This window comes from Enterococcus sp. AZ101 (assembly GCF_050499005.1).
Lineage (GTDB): Bacteria > Bacillota > Bacilli > Lactobacillales > Enterococcaceae > Enterococcus_L > Enterococcus_L ureilyticus.
Window position 1 is genome coordinate 1,836,069 of record NZ_JBMHEZ010000001.1, and the last position, 23,287, is coordinate 1,859,355.

Sequence of the window (23,287 nt, forward strand, 5' to 3'; positions counted from 1 at the left end):
TTAAACAAAATTGTTTAACCGGTACTTTTTACATTTCATCTTCTATTTCCACATCAGGAAAAGAAATAGTAAAACTTGTTCCTTTGCCCTCTTCACTTGTTACACTGATTTTTCCCTTATGCAAACGAACTAATTGTTGTACGATCGATAAGCCCAAACCAGATTCACCATATTTTGTATTTTTCCTTGAAGGATCGACTTTATAGTACCGATCCCAAATATTTTGGACTTGCTCTTCTGTCATCCCAATACCTGTATCCGAAATCGTTACAATCGTCTCTAAATAACCTTTTTGCAGACGAACTCGAATCTCACCGTCACGAGTAAATTGTATTGCGTTTTGAATAATATTGACCATGATCTGAACAAATCGATCATAATCAGCATATACATCGATTGCATTCTCAGCTTCCAAGATAAGTTTATCGTTTGCTGATTCTGCTTTCCCCTCTAATTGCGTAAGAATATTCTTCAATGTCTCTGTGGCATCAAATTTTTTGACGACAATACTGATTTGATTGGTTCGAATCTTTTCATAGTCTAAATTTTCATTTACAAGTCGAATCAAACGTGAGGTTTCATTTTGCATAAGTTTAATGGCATTTTCTCTTTGACCTTCGGGGATCGCATTATACTGAAGACCTTCCAATAAACCATTGATCGTCGTTAATGGCGTTCTCATCTCATGAGAAGCATCTGCCATGAATTGGCGCCGGCGATCTTCTTGCCGATCGATTTCTTCTCGGGATTCTTTCAAGGACTCGGCCATTTTATTGAAGTCTTCTGCTAGATCATCAAATTCATCTTTATCATGTGTGACTAATTTGACATCAAAATTCCCACTAGTTATCTCTTTAGTAGCCTTTCTCATACGATTGATCCGTTTCACTTGGAAACTAGCAAAAAAGTAACTTAAAATTAAGCCTACAATACTTGATATGATAAATCCTTTGAACAAGTTTGCAGTTATGGCATCCACACTATCAGAAACATTTTTAGCAGGTTGCGTAACCACTAATGCACCGACGATTGAATTTTCATTTGTTTGAACATTGGTCTTCGTAACTGGCATCATCACATAGGAAGACATATGTTTATTTCCATAAATATCTTTATCGATTGTAGTATATTCCTGTTGACCTTGCATCAAGTTGGCCCAATTTTCTTCTATCAGAGAATAATCAAACTTCTTTTTAGTGTTCACAGGATATTGGATCGTCATATCATGATCTATAAATATAAACTGAACATCCTGATTGCTCAATACGCTTTCAGATAAAGTAAACGACATATTTAGCAGCTCTTGTTCAGTCATTCCTGGGTAGCGATTGATCGAATCTTTTGTTTGCCAAGCTGATTGCGCATACCCTCTAAGCTGCTCATAATTTGTATCTTGCATCGTTTTTTTAGTTAGTTGTGTAAAGGATGTGCCCACAATTAAAATGATCAGTATGATCACACCCCAAAAAGCTAGTAATTGTTGGTATAAATATTTCATCTAAGCTACTCCAGAATCGTCAAATTTATACCCTACGCCCCAAACCGTTTGAATTACTTGTGGTCCAACTTTTTCAATTTTTTGACGCAATTTTTTTATATGCGCATCAACTGTACGTTCGTCTCCAAAATATTGATAATCCCAAACCATTTCAAGCAACTGCTCACGTGAAAATACTTGTCGCGGCTTTTTAGCTAACGTATATAAAAGATCAAATTCTTTTGGTGTTAATCCATCGATTGGCTGATTATCAAGATAGGCCTCTCTTGTCTTCGTATTCATCTTAAAGTGATCTGTTTCGACATCGAACTGATCATCTGAACGGTCTGCGCCATCTAAATTATGTTCTCCAATTTCAGAGCGGCGATGCAAGGCTTTTATTCGAGCAATCAACGTTAGCGGGCTAAACGGTTTTGTAACATAATCATCTGCTCCCATCTCTAATCCGATTACTTGATCGCTTTCTGAATCACGTGCTGTTAACATAATGATTGGAACCGAATTTGAAACTTTACGGACCTCACGACAGACCGCCATTCCGTCCATTGTAGGCAAGTTTAAGTCTAGAGTGATCATATCCCATTTCTCAGGATTTTCTAAAAAAGCATCTAAACCTTCCTTCCCATCATATTTAAATGTTGCCTCCCACCCCTCATTTAAGAAAAACATTTGCATCATTTCTGAAACAGATTCATTATCTTCTATCATTAAGACATTCATTATCTAATCGCCTCTTCCCTTCTAGTTTAACGTCATTTATATTATACTCTAAAATTGGCTTAGCTCCAATAACTTCTACCTTTCTTCAAAAAAGCTTTGTCTTTTATTCAATCTTTGATAAGATAAGTGTTGAAAGGACGTTGAAAATTCATGGAAAATATACAAGCAGTTGCTTTTTTTGATTTGGATGGAACCTTATTGAATGATAAGTCCCAAATCACACCCGAGATTACAAGCGCAATTCGTGCATTAAAAGCCAATCAAATTTTACCATTGATCGCGACTGGACGAACCGTTGTAGAAATTGAGCATATTATGAAAGATAGCGGCATTGATTCTGCGATTGTAATGAATGGTCAATTTATTCAAGTAGAAGGAAAGAAAGTTTATTCAGATGAATTCTCCTATGAAGAATGTCTAAAAATGTATGAACAGGTCAAAAGTCTTGGACATGAGATTTCTTTTTATAATGATCAACAAATTTGGTGTTCTGGTCACAGCGACATCTTAAGAAATGCCTATGCTTTTATTCATTCTGACGTTCCTGATATTGATCGATCCAATTTGGCTGAGAAAACTGTAAATATGATGTTAGTACTATCCGAAGATGGGGATGAGCATTATCTAAAGCAGTTCCCAGAAATGACCTTTTATCGTAATGGTCCTTATTCAATTGATACTGTAAGAAAAGGTGTCTCTAAAGGCAGTGGTGTTCAAAATCTATTTAAGACACTAGAACTGCCTAAAGTTCCAACTTTTGCATTTGGAGATGGGATTAATGATCTTGCATTATTTGAAGCTTGTGACCATAAAATTGCGATGGGCAATGCACGTAGCGAATTAAAAGAACGTTCTAGCTTTATCACCAAAAAAAATACTGACGGCGGAATTGTTCATGCGTTGAAACATTTTGACTTGATTTAACGAAGTGCTCTACTAAATTACACTAAAAAATCCCACTTCTTATTTAGAAGATGGGATTTCTTTTTTATGTCTTTTTTGATGAACACAGATAACGGTTCCTGTCACTTGAATCAGTAAGAGAAGAAGCAGGATTATGCTTAATCCCATATGTCCCTGATCGAACGTTCTTTTTAACAATACAAGTAAAATCAGACTGCTTACTGAATAAAGTGACCATTGCTTATCCATAATATCTAGACCCCTTCGGTTTGTTATCTATAAGGATAGGACTTTTACTTGGAAAAAGCAAGGAACTTTTAGCTATCTGTGAAGTTTTCTACAATTTTTTAGGGTTTCCTTATAATTCTAAGAGAATTCTAAATATTTCTGCTCGTTGGTATTTTTCTAGATAATACGCTAGTCATTTCAAACAGGATAAAAAAGTGATACACTAACCTTATTGTAACCTTTAGGGTAAGGAGTTTTTTTATTATGAGAACAGATAAACAATCAACAATACAACTTATTTTAGATACGTGCTTAATGGCTGGAAAAATCATGACCGAAAGTGGCTCTGAAGTATATCGAGTTGAAGATACGATGAATCGTATTGCTGAAAATGCCGGTCAAAAAGAAAGTGTCAGCTACGTTACAGCGACAGGACTTTTTATGGGCTTTCGTTCTAGTAATTATACCCAATTAGAAAATGTTACAGAACGAAGTATCAATTTAGAAAATGTTGCGATCGTTAATGACCTTTCCCGAAAATTTGCTAACAAAGAAATTACATTGGAAGAACTTAATCGAAAGCTAAAAAACATCACTCATGAAGCACCCACTTATTCTACTCTTCTGCAAATTCTTTCAGCAGGAGTGGTCAGCTGTATGTTGATGTATATATTTGGTGGTACTTGGAATGATTTTTTCGCTACTTTTTTCATCGGTATGATCGGTTTTAGTGTAGCTTTTTTTACTAAAGAGTGGTTAAATATCAAGTTTTTAGATGATTTTCTTGCGGCTTTTTCAATTGGATTTTTAGCTTATCTAGCAGTAAAGTTTCATGTAGCTGAAAATATCGATAATATTATTATCGGTGCCGTCATGCCACTTGTGCCTGGAGTAGCTATTACAAACTCGTTTAGAGATATCTTAGCCGGCCATCTTTTGAGTGGAACTGCACGAGCCACCGAAGCCATCTTTGTGGCCGGCTCGATTGGGATTGGGATCGCCATTGTGTTTAAATTATTTATGTAAGGAGAAAATTCTGTGGAAGTTATTATACATTGCTTATTTAGTTATCTGAGTACGGTAACCTTTGGAATTGTTACAAATGTCCCTAGAAAAGTTTTAAACGCTTGCGGCCTCACTGGTGCTGTAGGCTGGATGATTTTTTGGTTCACGAAAAATTTGGAAGCAGGAGAAATTTTTGCTAATTTTCTGGGTGCTATTGGTATTGGTTTGTTAAGTATTTATTTTTCACGTAGAAAAAAAATGCCGATGACGATCTTTAATATTCCCAGCTTAGTTCCATTAGTACCTGGTGGAGCTGCCTATCAAGCAGTTAGAAGCATCGTTTTAGGTGATTATGTTGGAGGATTTCACTCGATCATCAAAGTAATCCTGACAGCCGGTGCAATTGCTGCTGGTTTTATGGTGACTGGTATCGTTGAACGTTTATTGAAAAAATTTTTTGATAAAAATAGATCGACAATCAATAATTCATAAGATAAAAACAGAAAAAAAAAGCAGGAGCGCAAGACAAAACTAAAGGTCAGTTTTGTTTCGCGCTCTAAATTCGAATAAACAGCGCGGAAAAAGTAAATCCTTCGGAGCTAAACGCTTTTATCTCGCCTTTTTTAATCAACCGAAATTTCTTCAGCTGCTTCTTCGAAGAATAATAATAGATCTTGTAAGCTTAGTTTTTCTTTTTCTGCCTTATTTAAATCTTTAATAATTTTTCCTTTTTGTAGGACGATCAAACGATTGCCATAGTGTAGTGCATCTTCCATACGATGCGTAATCATCAAACAGGTCAACTGACCTTCTTTGATTCGTTGATCTGTCAGTTGCATCAACTGTTTTGATGTTTTAGGATCTAACGCAGCTGTATGCTCATCTAAAAGTAATAGCTCGGGTTTGGTCAACGTTGCCATCAATAAACTTAAAGCTTGTCTTTGTCCGCCTGATAGATTTCCAGTTGGCGTATCTAAATGATTTTCCAGACCATTGCCAACTTCACTACAAATCTTTGTAAAAAAAGTTCTTTCTTCATTCAGCTTTCGTAAACGTAACCCTCGTCTTTTGCCTCGATGTAATGCTAATAATAAATTCTCTGCAACTGTCATCCTTGGGGCCGTTCCCATTTTTGGATCTTGAAACACTCGAGAAAAGTACTTTGCGCGCTTTTCTTCAGAATAATTTGTAATATTCTGACCGTCTATAAAAAGCTCCCCTTCACTTAGGTCCAAAGTTCCTGCAATACTATTAAATAACGTACTTTTCCCCGCACCATTCCCACCAAGTACCGTGACAAATTCACCTTGTGCAATTTTTAAATTTACATGATTCAAAATCAGTTTTGTTTCATTTAAGCCATTATCAATTTGTTTTGTCGCATTTTTAAGCTCTAACACTGTACTCATTTGTCTGCCTCCTTTTGTGGTAAAAAGTGAAGATTCAATGCTTTTTTTAGTTGTGGAATCATTAAACATGCCGCCAATATCACTGCTGAAAAGATTTTTAAATACGTTGTGTCGAAGCCCAGTTTAATGACAAGCAAAATAAGTAGTTGATAAATGATGCTTCCTACGACAATTGCCACAAGACGTTCAGCAAATGTCAGTTCACCAAAGAGGACCTCTCCAATAATGATGGAAGCCAAACCAATGACAATTACGCCAGTTCCTTTATTGACATCCGCGTAGCCATCATTTTGTGCAATTAGCGCCCCAGACAATGCAATGACACCATTTGATAATGTCAACCCTAATATTTTCATAGAATCCGTCTTGATTCCGATCGAACGGGCCATATGCTCGTTATCTCCAGTTGCAATATATGCTTGACCTAAATTCGTGTTAAAGAAAAACAGTAGTAAACTGATGATGATGGCTAAAACAATCACACCTAAAAAAATAATATCATAATAATTAGGTAAGTTTAGTTGTAAAAAGAAATCTTGAATTTTTGGTTTATTCAATAAAGATAAATTTGGTGTTTGCATCACATAAAGAATAACAGAATTCAAACCTGACATAACCAAAATCCCCGCTAAGATTACGGGAATTTTTCCTTTAGTAAATAGTAAACCTGTTACTAAACCTGCACACATCCCCGCTAAAACACCTAGTAATGTTGCTAAAATCGGATGGATACCGGATGTAATTGCCGTAACGCAAACTGCACCACCTAAAGGAAATGACCCCTCTGTTGTCATATCCGGAAAATTTAATATACGATATGTCATAAAAATCCCTAACCCTAATATTGCCCATAACATTCCTTGTCCAATCGCTGAAACAATCATTTGATCCTCTCCCTATTCTATAATCGTTGCTTTTGACTTGATATTTTCAGGAATTGAAATTCCTAATTTAGCAGCTTGTTTTTCGTTGATGATAATATCTCCCGTTTTAAATGTATAAATTGGCGTTGTTGCAGGTTTGGCTTTTCCTGATAAAATATCAGCCGCCATTTTACCTGTCTGTATACCCAAATCAAATTGATTGATTCCAACAGTAGCAAGTCCACCTTGTTCAACCATCGTATCTACGGATGGAATAATGGGTGTTTTGCTTTTATTTGCCTCATTCACAACCGTCTGCATTGCATTGGCAATCGTATTATCAGTGGGAATATAAATAAAATCGACTTCACTTGTCATGACTTGAACTGTTTGCGCAATTTCATTACTGGAAGGGACTGCATAGGTCTTAACACTCCATCCTTGATTTTCAGCAATTTTTTTTGCTTCCTCAACCTGATACTTAGAATTTTCTTCAGATGAAGCATATAATATACCGACCTTTTTACTTTCCGGCAAAATTTCTTTTACTAACTCAAATTGTGCATCAACTGGTGATTTATCACTGACACCCGTTATATTGCCACCAGGCTGTTGATCATTTTTTACAAGTCCAGCACTAACCGGATCAGTAATCGCACCAAGAACGATTGGGATTTCAGAAGTTGTATTAGCTAAAGCTTGTGCTGCTGGTGTAGCGATTCCTATCAAGACATTAGATTTTTTTTCTTGCACTAATTGTTGACTCATCGTAGCTAATTTACTTTGATCAGCTTGTCCGTTTTGAAAAGCAATGGTTATATTCTTACCATCTTCATAGCCTTCTTCTTTCAACCCCGTCTGGATGCCTTTATAGATTTGATCCAGTGCAGGATGACTAACAAATTGCAGTACACCAACGGTTGGCAACTCCTCTTTGAACGTCTCTTTTTTTTCGAAAAAAAATGAACCAATTAAAAAAATAACAATAATTGCTACAACAAATGATAAACGATTTTTTCTCATAAATTCTCCTCCTAAATGTGAATACGTAGTTGGCTTCTTTAGCTCTGTATGAAAGTATTAAAAAAAGACAACGACAATTCCTAAAAAGGAGCAGTCGTTGTCTTTTCAACAAAAACCGCATAGACTAATCATCTATGCGGTCAAAAATACAGCTTTAATATACCGACATAGATACAAAATTTAGAAATCATCTTCTAAAGTTGTATCTATGAGAGTCTCATACATACAACTATCTACGCCAGTTTTGCCATGAATGATTCAATTTGCTAATTGGTTTTGATAGTTGGTTCATGTAATCACTCCTACAAGTTTTTTCTGTTACAGCAAGTGTACACTATAGAGAATTTATTCGTCAAGTCTAAAAATGTATTAAATAGAAATTATTTTGACTCTTCACTGGTTCTTTTGCTCTTTTTCAACTGTCTTCGATAGCTCCAACTATCTTTATTTTCTTTGAACGGATAAAAATTCAAACTTGTGAACATTTGCTTAGATGCTTTATTCCAATCAAAAATTTCACTTACCATGATAAATTCTCTACCTAATTTTTTTGATTTGTAGATAAAGTATTTTGTGACCGCCCGTCCAATATGCCGATTGCGAAACGCTTGATCGATCACAATGGCATAATCATCTTTTGCTAGCCAGACATCACCGATTATTTGAACAAGGTCGCCGTTTTTATATTCAATGTAATAAAGTAACCCATGCTCATCTTGCCATTCATACATTTGTTGAATTTGTTCTTCTGAATACGTGATTTTAGCACCCACGATATGATACATACTCTCTGGATCTTGATACCATTTTAATGATTCTTTACGAAGCTTATCAAAGGGGATTAAATAGATTTTTTCTGTTATTTGAATTTTTTTAGACCTATTACGTTTGAAAGAGGACTCAGTTTTAGGCTGAGTCCTCTTTCTTATTAAGTCAGTCGCTAAAGTCCGCCATTTAATACTTGTCACGTCGTTCACTTCTTACGTATACACGTTGCAATCTAGGTTTCATTGTAAAAAGTCCCAATAAACTGAATAAAATAAATTCTTTCATATCAAGCCCTTCTTTCCAAAATTGATTTATTGCACTATAGAATCAGCTTCTGTATTCGGATCATCCACTGTTTCTTCATTGATGGTTTGATCTTCCTTTGTTGTTTCTGTTGTTTCTTCTGTTGAAGTTGTTGTAGGAGGTTGAACGCTTTGCCCTACACCAGACAATGGCAACTGATTTAAAGCAGGAATCAACATTGTTTTAGTGTCTAAACTTTCATCCACGGTGATTCTATTTTTTTCTTTCCCATTTTCAAAGAAAAGAATCGTGACTTCATTTTTTTTGATATTATATTTTTTTTCAATTTTTTCGGCTTCATAAACAATTGGATAAATATAAATACTATGATTAAATTCTTTCATTTGATTTGAATCTTTTAAAACAGCGATGACATTTTCGTATGTTTTCCCACTTGGTACTGAAAATAAAACAGTCATTGCAGTCTTTTCACTAATTGTTTTATCAGCTGTTTTCGCCTCTAAATAATTGGCTTTTTTAGTAAGCCTTTCTTGATTTACTAAAGAGTTGATCTCAGATGATCGAATATTAGCCTGTACTTTAGGCACCACTATAAATAGACTAATAATAAATAAAACAAGCACTACTAAAATAATCGCACTCAGTTTTTTCTGTTTGTTTATAGATGCTACAAAATCATCTTTAACATCAACAAAATTCTTCTTCATGGGTCTGCTCCTCTACAACTTATACTCTTATTATACTAGTAGTTGATTCCTTTGCCTAGTATAACAAACAATGAGCAGTTGATATTTAATAAAAAAAGGATATTTTTCTACTTATATACACCTAAATATTAAAAAACAATAATATTATGATTGATTCATTCACCTGTTGACAAAACGGATGCGCTATCCTATACTTTCATTAATGATAAATATATTAAAATACAATGAAAAGAAGAGTACTGTTTTAGAAAGTTGATTAGAGAGTCTCGGTAGCTGAAAAGAGGTAATTTGAAAAAACAGGAAGATGGTCTTTAAGTAAATCTTGGTCAACACTGTACAGCCAAGTTTGGGAACGCCCAATACAGCGTCCGAGTATTGATTAAATAGATTTGTACTCATTGAGAAGAATCTTGTGAGAGATTTTTGAATAAAGGTGGTAACACGCTCAGTCGTCCTTTACTTTTGCAAAAAAAAGTAGAGGGCTTTTTTTATTTTCAACTAAATCTGACTAAAAAATGGAGGAAATATTATGCCAAACAGCAACAAAAAAATCCCTTTTCGTTACGATATCGTAGGCAGCTTTCTACGACCAGAACACTTAAAAAATGCACGTACTGCATTCGCCGACGGTGATCTTTCTAAGGAAGAATTAACCAAAGTAGAAGATAAAGCGATTATCGAATTAATTGAAAAACAAAAGACAGCTGGACTCTACGCTGTAACTGATGGTGAATTTCGCCGTCGTTGGTGGCATTTAGATTTTATTGCTGGTTTAAATGGTATTACTGTTTATGATTTCCAAACAACTGCCTTTGGTTTAACTACGGAAGCTCAAGGGACATACGTTAGTGGCCCTCTATCGTTTTCTGACAATCATCCTTTCCTTGAGCACTTTCGCTTTACACAAAAATATGCTTCACCTGCTTTAGCGAAGCAAACAATTCCGGGACCAAATATGATTTTCTTGGATTCCTTGATTTTATCAAAGCAATACAATGAACAACCAATCTATGATTCATTAGAAGCATTCAAAAAAGATTTGATCCAAACATACCAAAATGCGATCCAAGCTTTTTATGATGCGGGTTGTCGCTATTTACAACTGGATGATACAAGTTGGGGTGGTTTATTCGATGATCGATTCCGTGAAATGATTAAAGCGAATGGCTTAGATGCTGATCAACTATTAACTGATTTTCAAGAAGTAACTGAAAAATCTTTAGCAAACAAACCTGCTGATCTAGCTGTTACCTTCCACTTCTGTAAAGGAAATTTCCAATCCCATTGGCTTTATAATGGTTCTTATGAAAAAATCGCTAAAAATTTATTTTCAATCGATGCCTTTGACGGTTTTTTCTTAGAATATGATGATGAACGTTCTGGCGGCTTTGAGCCTCTGAAAGAATTAAAGGACCAACGAATTGTTCTAGGATTGATTACAACAAAAAATGGTCAACTAGAAAGTTCAGACATGCTTGTTGAACGAATCAACGAAGCTGCTCAATTTGTACCGTTGGAGCAAATTTGTTTATCGCCACAGTGTGGATTTGCCTCAACTCACGAAGGCAATCACTTAACTGAGGACGACCAATGGCAAAAAATCGAACTTTTAAAAACCGTGGCTGAAACAGTTTGGCAAGATGCTTAAATAAAAAGGAGGTAATAACATGACCGCTATCAAAGATATTCCATTTCGCTACGACCAAGTAGGGAGTTTCTTACGCCCTGATGCACTAAAAACAGCTCGAGAAAATTTTCTAAAGCAAACAATTTCTGTGGCTGAGCTGAAATCAGTCGAAGACCAAGCAATTATTGAACTGATCAACAAACAAGTCTACAATGGTTTGAAGGCTGTGACAGACGGTGAATTTCGTCGTAGCTGGTGGCATCTAGATTTTTTATGGGGATTGAATGGTGTTGATCAACTCATACCTGAGCATGGCTATCAATTCAATCAAGTAGAAACTAGAGCTGCTTCATATCAGATATCAGATAAAGTCACTTTCAACCCAGATCATCCCTTTTTCGAAGCTTTCACGTTCTTAAAGGAGCATACACCAGAAGGAATCATACCTAAAGCGACAATTCCTTCACCCACACTACTTTTTAATCGAAAAAGTGATACTTTTACTTATGCGAGTTACACAGATGAAAAAGTTTTTATTGATGATTTAGCCACAGCCTATCATAAAACTATCCAAAAATTTTACGATCTAGGTTGTCGTTATCTTCAATTGGATGATACTTCTTGGGGAATGTATACAGGATTTATCGAAAATGCTAAATCAGAAGAAGAAATCAAGCATTGGCATCAACAATGTGAAGCCGGCGTTACTGTTATTAACCAGTTACTTAAAGGACTACCGGATGATTTAATCATTACCATGCATGTTTGTCGCGGTAATTATAAATCTGATTGGGCCATCGCTGGACCTTATGATCATGTTGCTACTTATCTAGCCCAATTAAATATCGATGGCTATTTCTTAGAATACGATGATGATCGTTCTGGTGGATTTGAACCGTTAGGGCAAATCTTTAAAAATAATCCTACAAAAAAAGTAGTTTTAGGGTTAATAACTTCCAAGTTTCCTATTTTAGAATCAGAAGAAGGTTTAATCAACAGAATTAATGAAGCAACCCCCTTTATCCCATTGGAAAATCTTTGTCTGTCTCCACAATGCGGATTTGCTTCTACTGAAGAAGGAAATCATCTGACTGAAGCCGAGCAATGGGCCAAAGTCAGACTAGTTGTTGATACCGCTAAACGTGTTTGGCAAGATGCATAACAAAAAACAAGAAGTTTGGTGCAAACCAGCTTCTTGTTTTTTGTTATTTTATCGATTAACTGAACGAGCCATGCGATTGATGGTATGGCGCATTCCTCGAATTGCAACAGACATTTCGTAAATATTTTCTGCAGGTGCTAGTCCGCCATAACCAGCGTCTCCTATATGTTGAATATCTACGCCACAAATTTTATTTGTCAATGCAATTTGGCGAATCGTTTCTTTGCTTGCACTTTCCTGACTTGTTCCGATTGCTGACATTGTTAACAAATCATACTTTTTAGCAATTGCCACGGCTTCTTTCATATCCGCTTCCGTAAAGCCTTGAACAGTTCCTACAGCTGGCAATAATAAGATGTCAGCTCCAGCTTTAGCGTACGCTTCTACTGCTTCTGTAGAAACGACAGGTTCATCTGAGCCTGCGCTATGCATTTTCCCAGCAATGATCAAACCAGAAAAATGTTCTTTTGCAACTTTCACAGCTTTAGCAATTTCTAAATTCGTTACACCGGTTCCTGGATTTCCTGTCAAACAAATAAAATCGATCCCCATTTTTTCAGCTTTTTGAATAGTTTCTTTTGAACTTGTCCGGCCATTGCTGATGGTCAATTTTTCGCTGAACATGGTAGATGAATCATCTACTGGTTCTAAATTCACACCAATCGGACGTCCCACTAATTCTTTCAAGATCGGTATAGGGTTGATTTTATTTTTTTCTGGATTTTGCCAATAGGTCATGATCTCTTCCATAGACATCCCGGGAATTCCTTGGACGATGGGATTAAAACAATCAAAAACATTTAATAAAATCAAATCCGCGCCAAATGCCGCTGCAACCTCCGCATTACTGATATCTCCGGCTTGGGGAGAAGCTACAACAACATTTTCAGATAAAATCGTCCGCCCCTCACTTGCCTTAATCGACTGCTTCAACTCTTCACCCGTCATTTTTGCCACTTCACTATAACTTGCACTAATTAACCGTTTTACCATATTGACTCCTCCTTATTTTAAAAGCGTAATGGGCTCTTTAAGTTCTGACTGAAAAATAGGAAACTAAAATTGAGGTGTTTTTTACCTCCTTTTTAGCTTCTCTTTTTTCCGAAGAACTAGCCCATGCAGCTAGATAACATAAAAGCGTAATGGGCTCGTTTAGTTCTGACTGAAAAATAGGAAACTATATTCCAAAAAGGATAGCCTTTAAAAGAATAAATAAATTACTTTAACTCTATTATACTAAAAACAACAGGAAAGCGCAGTCATTTATGTATCAAATGAAATAAACTCTCATTCTATGACTTTTCTTTTCCACTTCCTTTATAATTAAAAAGAACTCCGTTATAATAATACTATTATGTATATAGAATTGAGGGATGTTTATGTCATTTGATGGCGTATTTACTCATGGAATGATCTCAGAATTGTCTGAGAAGTTAGTAGCTGGCCGAATTTCTAAAATTCATCAGCCGTATGAAAATGAAATTGTTTTAGTGATCCGCTCTAAAGGAAAAAATCATAAATTACTTTTATCTGCTCATCCTAGTTATGCTCGTGTACAATTGACAGCAATTGCTTATGCGAATCCTGATACACCACCTAACTTTGTGATGATGTTACGCAAGTTTCTCGAAGGTGCTATTTTAGAACACATTCATCAGGTAGAGAATGATCGGGTGATCCATTTTACATTTACAAAACGAGATGAGTTAGGTGATTTGCAAAATATCGTGCTAATTGTTGAATTGATGGGCAGACACAGTACCATCGTGTTGATGAATAAAGAAAATGGAAAAATCTTGGATGCCATCAAACATATTGGTAGCTCTCAAAATAGTTATCGTTCTTTGCTTCCTGGCGTCGAATACATCGAACCACCAAAACAAGAACAACAAAATCCCTTCTCAGCAAGTAAGGAAAAGGTTTTTGAGCTTCTTTCTAAAACCAGTGAAGTCAATGGGAAATACTTACAAAGTCAATTTCAAGGCTTAGGGAAAGACACTGCCGATGAATTAGCCTTTCGTTTAAAGGAACATCCAAATGAAAAAATGCTTGTATGGCAATCTTTTTGGGCCTCCCTTGAAAACGAAGTTGCACCGACATTGACAATAGCTGCAAAAAAAGAATACTTTACCCCACTTCCCTTCATTTCACTTGAAGGAAAGCAACAATCCTTTAACACGCTAAGTGAGTTACTTGATGCCTTTTATGGTGGGAAAGCTGAAAAAGACCGCGTCAAACAACAAGGCGGTGAATTGATCCATAAAATCGAAAACGAATTAAAACGTAATCAAAGTAAAGTTGTAAAACTTCAACAAACCTTAGCTGACACAGAACATGCTGAAAATTATCGTCGCGATGGTGAACTATTAACTACCTTTATGGCTCAAGTTCCTAAAGGCGCTGAGTTCGTTGAATTGCCAAACTATTATGAGGAAGATCAATTATTACCCATAAAATTAAATCCTGCTCTAACACCTAATCAAAATGCACAAAAATATTTTCAAAAATATCAAAAGCTAAAAAATGCAGTAAAAGTCGTTCATGGACAAATTGAACAAGCAACTCAAGAAATCAGCTACTTAGAATCTGTCTTATCACAATTAGAAATAGCTGGTCCTATGGATATTGAGATGATTCGTGAGGAATTGATCGAACAAGGATATGTAAAAAAACGTGGTGCTAAAAAACAAAAACAATTAAAAAAGAGCAAACCAGAAGAATTCTATTCAAGTGAAGGTGATTTAATTCTAGTTGGTCGGAATAACCTGCAAAATGATCAGCTTACACTAAGAACAGCAAAGAAAACCGATGTTTGGCTACATGCAAAAGATATTCCTGGATCACATGTAATCATTAAAAATGCTGCACCTTCTGATAAAACATTGATGGAAGCTGCTAATCTTGCCGCTTATTATTCTAAATATCGTCTTTCTGCTCAAGTACCAGTTGACTATGTTCAAGTCAAACATGTCCACAAACCAAACGGCGCAAAACCAGGATATGTGATTTATGAGAACCAAAAAACACTTTATGTAACCCCTGATGAACAGTTATTAGAGACTCTAAAAGAAAATAATCCAACAACGTTTCGTTCTAATTGATAAGAAACAGCCAATTTCGTTATGAACACAAGAATTAAAGCTTCGAACAAAGCCGACAAGTGCTTTAGTTCGAAGCTTTTTTAAACTAATTTCGAGCAGCCATTGCATGCTGTACTAGTTTATTTGACACATCCGAAATGATTTTATTGGCTGATACACCTTGTAATACAGGCTTTTTGATCGTCATATAAAAAATGTACTTTGGCTCTTCAGTTGGAGTAATCGTAACCACAGAATGTAAATATTCTTGTTTTTGATAACTACCATTTTCAAAAAACTCTGCTGTTCCTGTTTTAGCTGAAACATTCAGTCCTTCGATGGCATATTCTTTTCCCATACCAAATTTAGGATCAATCGTCACATCTTTCATGTACTCTAACATTTTATCAGCCGTTTCGCGTGATATTGGTGTGCCTACAACTTCTGGTTGCGTCACTGTTTCTTCGCCATTGGCGTTTACGATTTTATTGATAATCGTCGGTTTCAACATTTCTCCACCATTTGCAATTGCGGTATAGGCCTGAAGCATTTGTAAATGCGTTACTGAGATTCCTTGTCCGTAAGCCGTCATCGCTCGATCAACTGTTGTTTTATTCTGAATTTCACCAGCCGCTTCACCAGATAAGCCGAAATTAGTACTTTTGCCAAAGCCAAACCTTGTGAGATAGTCTTGCCACAGTTCAGGCATGCGTTCCTGAAGCGTCACCATTCCTACATTACTTGACCACGCAAGACCTTGCCTAAAGGTCATGTTCCCTGCACCAACACCGTTATTCCAATCATTAATCGTCGCATCATCCACTTTAATACTGCCTGAAGTAAATTGCTCGTTTTCATCAAATTTATTTTCCTGAATGGCCGTTGCCATCAGCAGACTTTTCATTGTCGAACCTGGTTCAAAGGCATCTTCAACAATAATATTGCGCCACTTGAAATTTGGATCATCGACACCGTTTCTTGTATCCAGTTCAAAAGAGGGGCGTTGAGCGGTTGCTAGTATGTTTCCTGTTTTAGCTTCCATCAACGTTGCGGTGATATGCTCTGGTTGATAATTTTTAGCAGCATCATCCAATAGCTCCTCCAAATAGAATTGAAGATTACTATCTAATGTCGTGTAGATATTACTGCCATCAACTTTCTTTTTCTCTTTCACACTTCCTGGTTTTACATCGCCTTTTGCAGAGTTTATTTCGTAACTCCTAGAGCCATTGACACCTGATAACTGATTATTATAAGCCTCCTCGATGCCCATAACTCCCAGCTCATCGCCTTTATCGTCTTGTTGCGTGTAGCCTATAAAAAAGGAGGCAAAATTTCCTGCTTGATACGCACGTTTTCTTTCTTCTCTAAAATAAATACCTGAAATATTTTGTTTATCTAGATTTTCTTGAATCTGCCTTTTTGTTTCAAAGTTCAAGTTTTTACCATTAGTTCCAAATTCAACGGTCGTTATAGGCTCCCCTGACTCATTGACACTCGGTCTTAACTGTTTTAGTGTTGTCTCTTTATCAATTTTGACATATTTTTCAAAAATTTCAGCGATTGTCGACCAATCCTTTTCTTGTACATACAATTTTTTACCTTCTAAATCAGTATAGTTTTTATCTAAAATAGCATATAGTGAAAATGCACTTGAGTCTTCGACTAACACATTCCCATCTTTATCAAAGATCGTCCCTCTTTTAGCTTCCAATGTTTCATGGACTTCATAAAGATCTTTTGTCTTTTCTGAAAGGGTAGTTCCAGCAACTTTACCAGTTATTAAAATTGAAGATAAACGTACCGTAAATAGTACAAAAATCAGAATAGTCAAAAATAAAACAGTGATCCCTACTCTTTTTCGGTTTTTAGTTGTAGAAAGATTATGATGCGCAAACCAGTCTTTTATTTTTTTCATTCTAGCTTATCTCCAAGTTCTATTTTTAAATGATTATCCCTTTGTATTTTACCTCTTTTATCTGCTTTTTTTTATTCACACTACTCATCTTAAACAAAAATTAGAGTATTCTCCCACTAAAAGTAAATTTAGTACTTTAGCTTAGGATTTCAGTAATCTCTTCTTTCCTGTAAAGCTAAGTCTTGATAATACTGTTCTTTTTCTTCTAATACTTTGATTTTTTCTTTGATGTTTATTAACTCTTTTTCTGCACGTTCTCGTTGTGTTGTAATAAGTTGAGAGCGTTCATCAATCGTTGGATTTCCCGCCTCACAAAGCATGATATACCGTTTCACTTCTGACAAGCTCATACCAGTCAATCTTAATGCTTGAACAATCCTGACCCACTCCAAGTCTTCATTTGAAAATTGACGAACGTTCGCATGATTTCTTGTCACATGCGGGAATAATCCTTGATTTTCATAGAAGCGCAACGTATGTGGTGAAATAGTCATCTTTTTAGCTACGTCATGTACTGTGTACATTCTATCATCTTCTTTCTATTTGCTAGTTGACTGAGAGTTACTCTAAGGGGCTATAGTGTCACTAGAGCACGAGAAAATTAGGTTCATTATCGCGCTCAAATACAATATAATTTCGAGGAGGAAATCATCATGGAAAATAATGAAAAAGTCTGGTTTATCACTGGTGCATCAACAGGATTAGGAAAAGCACTTACCTTAAAATTATTGGAATATCACTATCGTGTTGTTGCTACAGCAAGAAATACCCAAGATATTGAGAATTATCTTACAACTGAAACTGATATCTTAGTGTTGCCATTAGATGTCACAAAAGAAAGCCAGATCGAACAGGCTGTACATCGTGCGATCGAGTATTTCGGTCATATCGATGTACTCGTAAACAATGCTGGAATTGGGTATTTTTCTTCGATTGAAGAGGCAGACAAAATGGCAGTGCGAAAATTATTTGATGTGAATTTTTTTGGCTTAGCAAATGTAACAAATCAGGTGTTGCCTTACATGAGAACAGCACAAACAGGACATATTTTAAATATTTCTTCTGTTGGTGGACTCATCGCTTTTCCATGATTTGGTTATTATCATGCAACAAAATTTGGAATTGAAGGATACTCTGAGTCGCTCTACCAAGAGGTCTTACCATTAGGGATACATGTAACGTTGATTGAGCCAGGAGATTTTAAGACCGATTTTGCTGGACGATCAGCAAAAGAAAGTAGGAGGAACATTTCTGATTATGATAAGACAGCTGGAAAAAATATTCATGGTCTTAGACAATTGAGCGGACATCAACCAGGCAATCCAGAATTAGCTGCTGAGGCAATGATCCAAATAACTGAAAATTCACTGGAACCACCTCTTCGCCTTTTATTAGGAAGTGATGCCTATCTACATGCTAATCGAAGAATAGAACTAGCGCAAATAGATATTGAAAATTGGAAATCCTTAACCATGACAACAGATTATTAATATTTTATATAGTTGAATAAAAAAGGAAGAGAGCGGGACAAAACTAAAAATCAGTTTTGTTTCGCTCTCTATATCCGAATAAATGGCGAGAAATAAGTAGACTACGCTGTGCTTCGATTACATCAACTTCTAAGAGCTAGAGCTCTAAGAGTTGACGGTCTTTGGCAATAAGCTGAATACTTTTGTCTCGACCTAATACCTTAGTAGCATTATTTTTTTCTTGCCACATGAACTTTCAATTGTTTTCCTTTGATTGTCCGCTCTTTCATTGCTTGAATCACAAGTTGTCCTTTGCCATTTAAGATATCAATATAGGTTACATTTTCTTGAATGGTGATAATGCCAATATCTTCTGCTGTGATTCCTTCAATTTTTGAAATAGTCCCGACAAAATCAAGTGCACGTAATTTCTTTTTCTTCCCACCGTTGAAATAGACTTTAGTAATTTCTTCGTTCACTCGTTTCGCTTTAGGCTGTTTTATTTTTTGTTTTGTCGTTATTTTCGCTTCAAAAGCAGATTTGCTGCGCGCAACTAGCTTAGCATTGGGCAGGGTGATTTGAGTCATCGTTAGTTCGCCAAATGTTTCGATTTCTCTTTTTAGTGCGCCTTCTTTCGGGGTTACAAACGTTAAAGCAAAGCCTTCTTTGCCAGCACGTCCGGTTCGACCGACACGATGAATATAGCTTTCTTTTTCATAAGGAATATCTAAATTAATAACATGCGTGATATTCTCAATATCAATGCCTCGCGCTGCTACATCTGTTGCGACAAGATAGCGAAACTTAGCTTTTCTAAACGCATCCATTACATCAAAACGATCTTCTTGCATCATGCCACCATGTAATTTGCCAACAGGATATCCAGCCTTTACTAAGAAATCATAGGTAACATTAACCTTCTCTTGTGTGTTAGCAAAAATAATGCAGGTATCTGGATTTTCCATGATCGTTACAGCTTCTAAAGCGGTCAGTTTGTTTTCATCTGTGGTATCTAAAAAAGCATGTTGAATTTTAGGCGTTGTTTTCTCTGTTGCTTCAATTTTTACAACGATTGGCTCATGTAGATAGGCAATACTCATACGTTCAATCGTCTGTGGCATTGTTGCAGAGAATAATAATGTATTTTTCATTTTTGGTAACGCCGCAATAATTTCTTTTACTTGATCGATGAACCCCATATTAAGCATTTCATCTGCCTCATCAATGACTAAACAGTTGATTTTTTCAAGCGGGAGACTCCCTTTGATAATATGATCCAATACTCGTCCAGGTGTTCCAACCACAATATGACTTTTTTGCTTTAGCTCTGACTTTTGTTTTACATAAGATGCTTTTCCATAAACTGCTGTTGCTTTGATCCGTTTATAGCGACCAATATTGATCAAGTCTTCTTGCACTTGCTGTGCTAACTCTCTTGTCGGTTCCAGTACAAGAATTTGGGGCTTATTCTCGATCCAATCAACTTTTTCGCACAAAGGAATGCCAAAACTAGCCGTTTTGCCACTACCAGTTTGAGATTGAACTAAAACATCGTTCGCAGCCAGAACAGCTGGAATAACTTGCTGTTGGACCGGTGTAGGTATTTCGTAGCCTAAATCAGAAATTGCTTTTAAGATTACATCGCTTAGCGGATAGCTGCTAAAATTTATATTATTCATTGTTTCCCCATTCTTTTCGTTTATTGCTTAAACTAATGTTAACGAAACGTCTATTTTTACTATTTAGATTCAGCTCCTTATTATCCACGAAAAGATGTAGAACTGCAAGAGGCTGAATTAATCTTTTTAAATAGTCTGGAGCGGTCTTTTCCTGTTTGGTTTACATCATTATTGTTCTTTAAAAAATAAGTCTGTAGTATAATAAAAATTGACTAAAACGTTTGAAAGAAAAGAAGGTTTTTCCATGAATTTTTTAAAAAGATATGGATTTGGTATTATGATTCTAGTTATCATTAGTGAACTAACATTCCCTTTGATTTTTGCTCATTTTTACCCCAATTATAATCCAGTAACAATGTTGATCAGTGATTTTGGTGAAGATGGAAGTCCTGTAAAACTAGTCTTTAAAGTTTGGCAATTGGTTGATGGTAGTCTATTTATTTTAACGATTCCAAGCTTTTATGCACGGTTCAACAACACTTCTAAGCCACTAGCAACATGGTTGAGTATCACCATAGCTATTTTTTCTATTGGAGATTGCTTAGTGACAGCTATTTTTGATCGCACAACTAATACGGCTCAACTAGATGTTGAAGCCCTCATTCATGACTACTTATCCGGTGTTGGTTTTATTGCACTATTAATGGCGACATTCTTTTTGATCAAGCTCTATACTTTAGAGCATCATTATTTATTTGTCAGAATCCTGATTGTTATTTTTTTCTGCTCTTGTTTCTTTATGTTTTTATTTGCCGCACCTAAAATCCCTCTTGTAACTCAATTGCACATTCCCTATCGCGGACTTTGGCAACGAGCAAATTTACTTTTTTTATATTTTCCTTTCTTTCTTGTCGCTATTAAAAATCTAGATAGAAACAATCAAAAGACAATAAGACTTTAGCATCATGCTAAAGTCTTATTGTCTTTTCTTTTCCCACCTTCTCTGTCAGAATCTAGTCCTCAACTTCCCATTATCCAGAATGAATCTTCCGTTTATATCTCTTTGTCATAACAACAGCACATCGTTATGTTCATTACAAGTTTATTTTATAACTAAAAATTATTTCAAATCGAGTATTATATAAAAAACACACATATTCTAGTACATTTACATTTTAAATTGAACTATCACAATAAATCTTTACTTTAGAATAAGACGCAAAATAAATGATAAACCAAACCACCCAATCAAACTTATACCAATAGCTATCACCCATCCTAAAATATTATGCTCTAACGGTAGAGGCATATTCATACCAAAGAAGCCTGTCACGATTGTCGGAATTGTTAATAAGATGGAAAGAATTGTCAAAATTTTCATCGTATCATTCAAATTATTATTCAAGATGTTATTATATGTTCCAGATAATTGCTGTAAAACTTGAGAAGTCAATTGAGCCATCTCAACAAGTTGCCTGGCTTCAATCAAGGTGTCTTCCCACTGTTCTTTTTCGATCTCATTGAGCGACCGAAAAATAACATTTGTTTTTATTTGTTCAAGTAAAACCGCATTTTGTTTTGTTGCGGAGATAAAATACGCAACACCTGTCTCTACATCTGACAATGCTAATAAATTCTTTTTGGATGTTTTTTCTCTCAGCATATCATTGATATGATTTCGTTCGCGGTTCATCTCTTCTATTACTGGAAAGAATTTGTCAGTAATCATAAATAAACTTGAAAAAAGAAATTTAAAAACAGAAATATCAGGATTATCATTCAAAAATTTTTCCATATATTGGGTAATGTACACATTTTGATGATTAGTTATAGTCAATAATTGGTTATTTTTTATTAAAAACGTCATTGGTGTTGCTTCATAATGGCTATCACTCTTTTTATTTTGAGGAACATTATAAATCAAAATAAATGCATTCAATTCACTATTATACTCGATACGGGCGCGCTCATTTTTATCTAGTGCATAAGAAATAATTTCACTATCAATGCCATATTGCTTATATAAATCTGAATCGATCGCTACTTGATCAGAATTGATATTGACCCAAAAATTGTCTCCACTGCCGAATTGTCTTTCTGTCATCATAAAAAAACCTCCAATGTCATTTAAAAAAATCTACTATTGCTCTTTAAAATGATTTTCAACTTTGAGTAAATTCTCTTTTAGCTGTTTTTGTTCTTCTTTCGTCAAACCACTACGTACCTTCTCATCTAATTGCTCAAAAATTTGATTTACTTGACTGACGATTTGCTTTCCTTCTCTAGTAAGAAAAATATTTTTTTGTCGTTCATTGTCTTTAGGGATTTCACGATAGATAAATTGTCTTTCTTGCAATCCTTTTAAGATATTCGTAACCGTTGCTTGTTTTTTGCCTAAGTAAATTGCTACATCACGCTGCATCGTTCCAGGATATTGGCTAATATATGTAAGGCTGCGAGCCTGTAAACTATTTAATTGTAACTTTTTTAATTGCGTAAGGACTTCATTTTGCTGCAAAATACTAAGTTGATAAATCCTTTCTGCTAAACTTTCTAGATTAAAAATCATAATTATCATCACCTCTCACTTATCAGTTTAAAACACAACACTTTATTTTACAACTATTTAATAATCGAATTTATTCAAAGAAAAACCAAAACATCATTTTAAGCATCATGTTCTGATTTTTTCTTGCATATTTATTTTTTTAATTCTAATAAAACAACATGTACTCTTATTTTTCTACGGTTGTTTTTTCTTTTTTACTTTCACGAATAATCATCAATCCATAATACTGCTATCCCCGGTAAAATAACAATCATTCCATTTAATCCAAACATCTGCCCTGTGATCAACACCAAGACAATAATTATAAGTGGATACATTTTAAGTCCTTTACTCATCACAAGTGGGTATTTAAAGAACAATATGATTTCGCAAGCTAAAACTGCGATATTAATGAGCGATCTCTCTAAATCATATAAGAAAAATTTTTTTACATTTTCAACCTATGCAGCGATCGA

General features: G+C 35.4%; 21 protein-coding genes and 1 pseudogene. 8 read left to right on the forward strand and 14 right to left on the reverse strand.

Translation table 11 applies throughout. From position 1 onward, the window contains the following. Window positions 1–28 precede the first annotated feature (28 nt). Together IGJ50_RS08735 and IGJ50_RS08740 are read right to left on the reverse strand one after the other, a co-directional pair. Window positions 29–1,498 carry a sensor histidine kinase gene (locus IGJ50_RS08735; protein ID WP_069641278.1) on the reverse strand — a complete coding sequence of 490 codons (1,470 nt, stop codon included), beginning with the start codon at window positions 1,496–1,498 and terminating at the stop codon, window positions 29–31. Beyond that, window positions 1,499–2,218: a response regulator transcription factor gene (locus IGJ50_RS08740; protein WP_069641277.1), complete on the reverse strand. Its 720-nt coding sequence runs from the start codon at window positions 2,216–2,218 to the stop codon at window positions 1,499–1,501. 150 nt (window positions 2,219–2,368) lie between these two features. Here IGJ50_RS08740 and IGJ50_RS08745 point away from each other — a divergent pair, with 150 nt between their 5' ends. Further along, on the forward strand, window positions 2,369–3,142 hold the full coding sequence (locus IGJ50_RS08745; RefSeq protein WP_429949908.1) for a Cof-type HAD-IIB family hydrolase: 774 nt from the start codon (window positions 2,369–2,371) through the stop codon (window positions 3,140–3,142). A 39-nt stretch (window positions 3,143–3,181) separates the two neighbouring features. Here IGJ50_RS08745 and IGJ50_RS08750 read toward each other — a convergent pair whose 3' ends face one another. Next, window positions 3,182–3,370, reverse strand: coding sequence for a hypothetical protein (locus IGJ50_RS08750; protein ID WP_069641275.1), 189 nt, complete (start codon window positions 3,368–3,370; stop codon window positions 3,182–3,184). 243 nt (window positions 3,371–3,613) lie between these two features. Between IGJ50_RS08750 and IGJ50_RS08755 the strand changes: the two genes are divergently transcribed. Together IGJ50_RS08755 and IGJ50_RS08760 are read left to right on the forward strand one after the other, a co-directional pair. Next, window positions 3,614–4,375 carry a threonine/serine exporter family protein gene (locus IGJ50_RS08755; RefSeq protein ID WP_207121648.1) on the forward strand — a complete coding sequence of 254 codons (762 nt, stop codon included), beginning with the start codon at window positions 3,614–3,616 and terminating at the stop codon, window positions 4,373–4,375. A gap of 12 nt (window positions 4,376–4,387) precedes the next feature. Beyond that, window positions 4,388–4,846, forward strand: a complete 459-nt coding sequence (locus IGJ50_RS08760) for a threonine/serine exporter family protein (protein ID WP_207121649.1) — start codon at window positions 4,388–4,390, stop codon at window positions 4,844–4,846. Window positions 4,847–4,977: 131 nt separating this feature from the next. On the opposite strand, the gene IGJ50_RS08765 is transcribed toward IGJ50_RS08760, so the two are convergent. The 5 genes from IGJ50_RS08765 to IGJ50_RS08785 all read right to left on the reverse strand — a co-directional run bounded on the left by IGJ50_RS08765 (window position 4,978) and on the right by IGJ50_RS08785 (window position 9,388). Continuing rightward, a complete protein-coding gene (locus IGJ50_RS08765) occupies window positions 4,978–5,763 on the reverse strand; it encodes an ABC transporter ATP-binding protein (protein WP_207121650.1) in 786 nt (261 codons plus the stop codon). Beyond that, window positions 5,760–6,647, reverse strand: coding sequence for an ABC transporter permease (locus tag IGJ50_RS08770; RefSeq protein ID WP_207121651.1), 888 nt, complete (start codon window positions 6,645–6,647; stop codon window positions 5,760–5,762). Before IGJ50_RS08770 ends, IGJ50_RS08765 begins: the two co-directional genes overlap by 4 nt. A 12-nt stretch (window positions 6,648–6,659) precedes the next feature. Further along, window positions 6,660–7,649 (reverse strand): tryptophan ABC transporter substrate-binding protein, encoded by a 990-nt coding sequence (gene trpX / locus IGJ50_RS08775; RefSeq protein ID WP_429949911.1) that lies wholly within the window; start codon window positions 7,647–7,649, stop codon window positions 6,660–6,662. Window positions 7,650–8,029: 380 nt separating this feature from the next. Further along, window positions 8,030–8,617 (reverse strand): GNAT family N-acetyltransferase, encoded by a 588-nt coding sequence (locus IGJ50_RS08780; RefSeq protein WP_429949913.1) that lies wholly within the window; start codon window positions 8,615–8,617, stop codon window positions 8,030–8,032. Window positions 8,618–8,728: 111 nt separating this feature from the next. Next, window positions 8,729–9,388: a hypothetical protein gene (locus IGJ50_RS08785; RefSeq protein ID WP_429949914.1), complete on the reverse strand. Its 660-nt coding sequence runs from the start codon at window positions 9,386–9,388 to the stop codon at window positions 8,729–8,731. A gap of 529 nt (window positions 9,389–9,917) precedes the next feature. On the opposite strand from IGJ50_RS08785, the gene IGJ50_RS08790 reads away from it, so the two are divergent. Together IGJ50_RS08790 and IGJ50_RS08795 are read left to right on the forward strand one after the other, a co-directional pair. After that, window positions 9,918–11,036 carry a 5-methyltetrahydropteroyltriglutamate--homocysteine S-methyltransferase gene (locus IGJ50_RS08790; protein ID WP_429949916.1) on the forward strand — a complete coding sequence of 373 codons (1,119 nt, stop codon included), beginning with the start codon at window positions 9,918–9,920 and terminating at the stop codon, window positions 11,034–11,036. A gap of 19 nt (window positions 11,037–11,055) precedes the next feature. Beyond that, window positions 11,056–12,177, forward strand: coding sequence for a 5-methyltetrahydropteroyltriglutamate--homocysteine S-methyltransferase (locus tag IGJ50_RS08795; protein WP_429949917.1), 1,122 nt, complete (start codon window positions 11,056–11,058; stop codon window positions 12,175–12,177). A 48-nt stretch (window positions 12,178–12,225) separates the two neighbouring features. Here IGJ50_RS08795 and IGJ50_RS08800 read toward each other — a convergent pair whose 3' ends face one another. Next, window positions 12,226–13,170, reverse strand: coding sequence for a haloacid dehalogenase-like hydrolase (locus IGJ50_RS08800; protein ID WP_429949918.1), 945 nt, complete (start codon window positions 13,168–13,170; stop codon window positions 12,226–12,228). A gap of 386 nt (window positions 13,171–13,556) precedes the next feature. On the opposite strand from IGJ50_RS08800, the gene efbA reads away from it, so the two are divergent. Then, window positions 13,557–15,278, forward strand: a complete 1,722-nt coding sequence (efbA, locus tag IGJ50_RS08805; RefSeq protein ID WP_429949920.1) for a fibronectin-binding protein EfbA — start codon at window positions 13,557–13,559, stop codon at window positions 15,276–15,278. Window positions 15,279–15,363: 85 nt separating this feature from the next. On the opposite strand, the gene IGJ50_RS08810 is transcribed toward efbA, so the two are convergent. Then, window positions 15,364–17,175, reverse strand: a complete 1,812-nt coding sequence (locus IGJ50_RS08810; protein WP_207121658.1) for a penicillin-binding transpeptidase domain-containing protein — start codon at window positions 17,173–17,175, stop codon at window positions 15,364–15,366. Between the two features lie 149 nt (window positions 17,176–17,324). Beyond that, the gene (locus IGJ50_RS08815; RefSeq protein WP_207121659.1) at window positions 17,325–17,699 is read right to left on the reverse strand and encodes a MerR family transcriptional regulator; all 375 of its coding nucleotides are present in this window, start codon (window positions 17,697–17,699) and stop codon (window positions 17,325–17,327) included. Between the two features lie 129 nt (window positions 17,700–17,828). Here IGJ50_RS08815 and IGJ50_RS08820 point away from each other — a divergent pair. Further along, window positions 17,829–18,665, forward strand: a pseudogene (locus IGJ50_RS08820) (oxidoreductase). 209 nt (window positions 18,666–18,874) lie between these two features. On the opposite strand, the gene IGJ50_RS08825 reads toward IGJ50_RS08820, so the two are convergent. Then, a complete protein-coding gene (locus IGJ50_RS08825) occupies window positions 18,875–20,323 on the reverse strand; it encodes a DEAD/DEAH box helicase (RefSeq protein ID WP_429949921.1) in 1,449 nt (482 codons plus the stop codon). 244 nt (window positions 20,324–20,567) lie between these two features. Here IGJ50_RS08825 and IGJ50_RS08830 point away from each other — a divergent pair, with 244 nt between their 5' ends. After that, on the forward strand, window positions 20,568–21,224 hold the full coding sequence (locus IGJ50_RS08830) for a DUF998 domain-containing protein (protein ID WP_429949923.1): 657 nt from the start codon (window positions 20,568–20,570) through the stop codon (window positions 21,222–21,224). Between the two features lie 240 nt (window positions 21,225–21,464). Here the strand turns inward: IGJ50_RS08830 and IGJ50_RS08835 are convergent, their stop codons facing one another. Both IGJ50_RS08835 and IGJ50_RS08840 read right to left on the reverse strand, forming a co-directional pair. Next, window positions 21,465–22,370, reverse strand: a complete 906-nt coding sequence (locus IGJ50_RS08835) for a magnesium transporter CorA family protein (RefSeq protein ID WP_069641259.1) — start codon at window positions 22,368–22,370, stop codon at window positions 21,465–21,467. Between the two features lie 33 nt (window positions 22,371–22,403). Beyond that, window positions 22,404–22,832 (reverse strand): MarR family winged helix-turn-helix transcriptional regulator, encoded by a 429-nt coding sequence (locus IGJ50_RS08840; protein ID WP_429949925.1) that lies wholly within the window; start codon window positions 22,830–22,832, stop codon window positions 22,404–22,406. Between the last annotated feature and the right edge of the window lie 455 nt (window positions 22,833–23,287).